At 62.2% G+C, this 5193-nt stretch carries 5 protein-coding genes and 1 pseudogene; 5 read left to right on the top strand and 1 reads right to left on the bottom strand.

What is annotated here, in order from left to right; translation table 11 throughout:
* The 5 genes from lolA to cysG all read left to right on the top strand — a co-directional run.
* A partial coding sequence (lolA, locus tag AC1DLB_RS20595; RefSeq protein WP_477785549.1) for an outer membrane lipoprotein periplasmic chaperone LolA occupies window positions 1-532 on the top strand: 532 nt, incomplete at its 5' end.
* Between the two features lie 94 nt (window positions 533-626).
* Entirely contained in the window at window positions 627-1949 is a 1323-nt protein-coding gene (locus AC1DLB_RS20590; protein WP_477785548.1) for a replication-associated recombination protein A, read from the top strand.
* The gene (crcB, locus tag AC1DLB_RS20585) at window positions 1949-2323 is read left to right on the top strand and encodes a fluoride efflux transporter CrcB (protein WP_007941127.1); all 375 of its coding nucleotides are present in this window, start codon (window positions 1949-1951) and stop codon (window positions 2321-2323) included. Before AC1DLB_RS20590 ends, crcB begins: the two co-directional genes overlap by 1 nt.
* A gap of 15 nt (window positions 2324-2338) precedes the next feature.
* Window positions 2339-3619, top strand: a complete 1281-nt coding sequence (gene serS / locus AC1DLB_RS20580) for a serine--tRNA ligase (protein ID WP_018925530.1) — start codon at window positions 2339-2341, stop codon at window positions 3617-3619.
* On the top strand, window positions 3620-5014 hold the full coding sequence (gene cysG, locus AC1DLB_RS20575) for a siroheme synthase CysG (protein ID WP_477743703.1): 1395 nt from the start codon (window positions 3620-3622) through the stop codon (window positions 5012-5014).
* Window positions 5015-5069: 55 nt separating this feature from the next.
* On the opposite strand, the pseudogene AC1DLB_RS20570 reads toward cysG, so the two are convergent.
* Window positions 5070-5193: pseudogene (locus AC1DLB_RS20570) on the bottom strand (glutathione S-transferase family protein); the annotation flags it as partial.

The raw sequence follows: 5193 nt of genomic DNA, 5'->3' as shown, positions 1-5193 counted from the left end.
ACTGCTGGAAAAATCCCAGACCCTGACCGCGCGCTTCTCCCAGCTGACCCTCGATGGCAGCGGCACCCAGTTACAAGAAACTGCAGGTGAAATGTCCTTGCAGCGCCCGGGCCTGTTCTACTGGCACACCAACGCGCCGGCCGAGCAAACCATGGTCTCGGACGGTAAGAAAGTGACCCTGTGGGACCCGGATCTGGAACAGGCCACCATCAAGACTCTTGATCAGCGTCTGACCCAGACCCCGGCGTTGTTGCTGTCCGGTGACGTGTCCAAGATCAGCCAGAGCTTTGACATCAGCGCCAAGGAAGCCGGCGGCGTGATCGACTTCACCCTGAAGCCGAAAACCAAGGACACCTTGTTCGACAGCCTGCGCCTGTCGTTCCGCAATGGTCTGGTCAATGATATGCAGATGATCGACAGCGTCGGCCAGCGCACCAACATCCTGTTCACCGGCGTGAAGGCCAACGAGCCGATCCCGGCCTCCAAGTTCAAGTTCGACATCCCCAAGGGTGCCGATGTGATCCAGGAGTAAACCTGTAGAAGCGGGCTTGTGTGGCGAGGGGGCTGCTCTTGTCACAGGGTGTTCGCCAAACTTGAGAATTGACTCGAGGTTTTAAAAGTACGTGATGGACCTGTTTCGCAGTGCCCCGATTGCTCAGCCCCTGGCCGCCCGTTTGCGTGCGGCCAATCTGGACGAGTACGTCGGTCAGGAACACGTGCTCGCTCGCGGCAAACCTTTGCGCGAAGCCCTGGAGCAGGGTGCCCTGCACTCGATGATTTTCTGGGGGCCACCGGGCGTGGGTAAAACCACCCTGGCGCGGCTGCTGGCGGAAGTCTCGGATGCGCACTTCGAAACGGTTTCGGCGGTGCTGGCCGGGGTCAAAGAGATTCGTCAGGCGGTGGAAGTCGCCAAGCAGCAGGCCGGGCAGTACGGTAAACGCACCATCCTGTTCGTCGACGAAGTGCATCGCTTCAACAAGTCCCAGCAGGATGCGTTCCTGCCATACGTTGAAGACGGCACGCTGATTTTCATCGGCGCGACCACGGAAAACCCCTCGTTCGAACTCARCAACGCGCTGCTGTCCCGGGCGCGTGTCTATGTGCTCAAAAGCCTCGACGAAGCCGCCCTGCGCAAGCTGGTGCATCGCGCGCTGACCGAAGAGCGTGGGCTGGGCAAGCGGCAACTGACCCTCAGCGACGAGGGCTTCCAGATGCTGCTGTCCGCCGCCGATGGCGATGGCCGGCGTCTGCTCAACCTGTTGGAAAATGCCTCGGACCTGGCCGAAGACCACAGCGAAATCGGCATCGACCTGCTGCAAAGCCTGCTCGGCGACACCCGGCGGCGTTTCGACAAGGGCGGCGAAGCCTTCTACGACCAGATATCCGCGCTGCATAAATCGGTACGCGGTTCCAACCCTGATGGCGCGCTGTACTGGTTCGCGCGAATGATCGACGGCGGCTGCGACCCGCTGTACCTGGCCCGACGCGTGGTGCGCATGGCCAGCGAAGACATCGGCAACGCCGACCCCCGCGCCCTGAGCCTGTGCCTGGCGGCGTGGGAAGTGCAGGAGCGCCTCGGCAGCCCCGAAGGCGAATTGGCGGTGGCCCAGGCCATTACCTATCTGGCTTGCGCGCCAAAAAGCAACGCGGTGTACATGGGCTTCAAGGCCGCGATGCGCAGCGCTACCGAACACGGTTCGCTGGAGGTGCCGCTGCACCTGCGCAATGCGCCGACCAAGTTGATGAAGCAATTGGGCTATGGCGATGAGTATCGTTACGCCCACGATGAACCGGATGCCTACGCCGCTGGCGAAGATTACTTCCCGGACGAGTTGGAGCCTCAACGGTTCTATCAACCCGTGCCCCGCGGCCTGGAGCTGAAGATCGGCGAAAAGCTCAACCACCTCGCGCAGCTTGACCGTCTAAGCCCCCGACAGCGGAGAAAATAGTGATTCCCTTGATTGTTGCGGTTTCTGTCGGTGGTGTCGCCGGCACGCTGTTGCGCTTCGCCACCGGTAACTGGATCAACGCGAATTGGCCGCGGCACTTCTATACCGCGACGCTGGCCGTTAATATCGTGGGCTGTTTGCTGATCGGCGTTCTATACGGCCTGTTTTTGATTCGCCCGGAGGTATCGTTTGCGGTACGCGCCGGGTTGATCGTCGGCTTCCTCGGGGGGCTGACGACTTTTTCATCCTTTTCACTGGATACGGTGCGCCTGCTGGAAACCGGGCAAGTGCCGCTGGCCTTGGGCTATGCGGCCATCAGCGTATTCGGCGGGCTGCTCGCCACCTGGGCTGGCCTGTCCTTGACCAAACTTTGATAACGAGAAACCGACATGCTCGATTCCAAACTGTTACGTAGCAACCTTCAGGACGTAGCGGACCGCCTGGCATCCCGTGGCTTTGCCCTGGATGTTGCGCGCATCGAAGCGCTGGAAGAACAGCGCAAGACCGTCCAGACCCGCACCGAAGCTCTGCAGGCTGAACGTAACGCGCGCTCCAAATCCATCGGCCAGGCCAAGCAGCGCGGCGAAGACATCGCGCCGCTGATGGCGGATGTCGAGCGCATGGCGGGCGAGTTGAGCGCCGGTAAAGTCGAGCTGGACGCGATCCAGACCGAGCTGGATTCGATCCTGCTGGGCATTCCGAACCTGCCGCACGAATCGGTGCCGGTCGGCGATGATGAAGAAGGTAACGTTGAAGTGCGCCGTTGGGGCACGCCGAAGGCGTTCGACTTCCCGGTTCAGGACCACGTGGCCCTGGGTGAGAAGTTCGGCTGGCTGGATTTCGAAACCGCCGCCAAACTGTCCGGCGCCCGTTTCGCCCTGCTGCGCGGCCCGATTGCTCGCCTGCACCGTGCACTGGCGCAGTTCATGATCAACCTGCACATCAACGAACACGGTTACGAAGAAGCTTACACGCCTTATCTGGTACAAGCGCCGGCCCTGCAGGGCACCGGTCAGTTGCCGAAATTCGAAGAAGACCTGTTCAAGATCAGCCGCGACGGCGAAGCCGATCTGTACCTGATTCCGACCGCTGAGGTGTCGCTGACCAACATTGTGGCTGGCGAAATCGTCGATTCGAAACTGCTGCCGATCAAGTTCGTGGCACACACGCCGTGCTTCCGCAGCGAGGCTGGCGCGTCGGGTCGCGACACTCGCGGGATGATCCGTCAGCACCAGTTCGACAAGGTCGAGATGGTCCAGATCGTTGAGCCGTCGACCTCGATGCAAGCGCTGGAAAACCTGACCGCCAACGCCGAGAAAGTCCTGCAACTGCTGGAGCTRCCATACCGCACCCTGGCGCTGTGCACCGGCGACATGGGCTTCAGCGCGGTCAAGACCTACGACCTGGAAGTGTGGATTCCGAGCCAGGACAAGTATCGCGAGATTTCGTCGTGCTCCAACTGTGGCGACTTCCAGGCCCGCCGTATGCAAGCGCGTTTCCGCAACCCGGAAACAGGCAAGCCTGAGCTGGTGCACACCCTGAACGGTTCCGGCCTGGCGGTCGGTCGTACCCTGGTGGCGGTACTCGAGAACTATCAGCAGGCCGACGGTTCGATCCGTGTCCCTGAAGTGCTCAAGCCGTACATGGGTGGCCTTGAGGTCATCGGCTAAATGGACTATCTGCCGCTGTTCCATAACCTTCGCGGCAGTCGTGTGTTGGTCGTCGGCGGGGGGGAGATTGCCTTGCGCAAATCCCGCCTGCTGGCCGAAGCCGGTGCGCTGCTGCGGGTGGTCGCACCTGAAATCGAACCGCAGTTGCGTGAGCTGGTAGCCGGCAGCGGTGGCGAGTGCCTGGTGCGTGGCTACGTCGAGGCGGATCTGGATGGTTGCGGGCTGATCATCGCCGCCACCGACGATGAACCGCTGAACGCGCAAGTCTCCGCCGATGCCCATCGGCGTTGCGTGCCGGTCAACGTGGTGGACGCGCCGGCCCTGTGCAGCGTGATCTTCCCGGCGATCGTCGACCGTTCGCCGCTGATCATTGCCGTGTCCAGTGGCGGCGATGCGCCGGTGCTGGCGCGGTTGATTCGCGCCAAGCTGGAAACCTGGATTCCTTCCGCTTACGGTCAACTGGCCGGTCTGGCGGCGCGTTTCCGCAACCAGGTCAAAGGCCTGTTTCCGGATGTGCAGCAGCGTCGGGCGTTCTGGGAGGATGTGTTCCAGGGCCCGATTGCCGACCGGCAACTGGCCGGGCAGGGCGCCGAGGCCGAGCGCTTGATGCTGGCCAAAATCAATGGCGAAGCCCCTGTGGCCACCGGTGAGGTCTATCTGGTGGGCGCCGGGCCGGGTGACCCCGACTTGTTGACCTTCCGCGCCTTGCGCCTGATGCAGCAAGCCGACGTGGTGCTGTATGACCGTCTGGTGGCGCCGGCGATTCTGGATTTGTGCCGTCGCGATGCCGAGCGGGTCTACGTCGGCAAGCGCCGCGCCGATCACGCCGTGCCTCAGGAACAGATCAACCAGCATTTGGTGGATCTGGCCAAGGCCGGCAAGCGCGTGGTGCGCTTGAAGGGTGGCGATCCGTTCATTTTCGGGCGTGGCGGCGAAGAGATCGAAGAACTGGCGGCCCATGGCATCCCGTTCCAGGTCGTGCCGGGCATTACCGCTGCCAGCGGTTGCGCGGCGTATGCCGGGATTCCGCTGACTCACCGCGATTACGCGCAGTCAGTGCGGTTTGTCACCGGGCACCTCAAGGACGGTTCCACCGATTTGCCGTGGGCCGACCTGGTCGCGCCGGCGCAAACCCTGGTGTTTTACATGGGGCTGGTGGGCTTGCCGATCATCTGCGAGCAGTTGATCAAGCACGGTCGCGCGGCTGATACCCCGGCGGCGTTGATCCAGCAGGGCACCACGGTCAATCAGCGGGTATTTACCGGCACCCTGGCCGACCTGCCACGGCTGGTGGCGGAGCATGAAGTGCATGCGCCGACACTGGTGATCGTTGGGGAAGTGGTGCAACTGCGCGAGAAACTGGCGTGGTTCGAAGGGGCTCAGGCGCAGGTCTGAATACCGAGTCGCTTTCATGTGATCGTTCCCACGCAGAGCGTGGGAACGATCAACCTCAGGCCTTGCGCCAAACCCCTTTCCCGCTCAACCGCCCCCGATCATGTGCCCCGGTGAAATCCTGCGCCGGCCCTTTCGGCACAATCCCGGTCGGATTGATGGTCTTGTGGCTACCATAGTAG

It is taken from the genome of Pseudomonas sp. 05N434 (assembly GCF_056396965.1).
The sequence above is the reverse complement of the archived record's forward strand: the minus strand, read 5'-3'. Positions and strand labels throughout refer to the sequence as shown.

Excerpts from the sequence above, each read along its gene's own strand:
- cysG (WP_477743703.1), top strand. The coding sequence starts at position 3,620 with ATGGACTATCTGCCGCTGTTCCATAACCTTCGCGGCAGTCGTGTGTTG.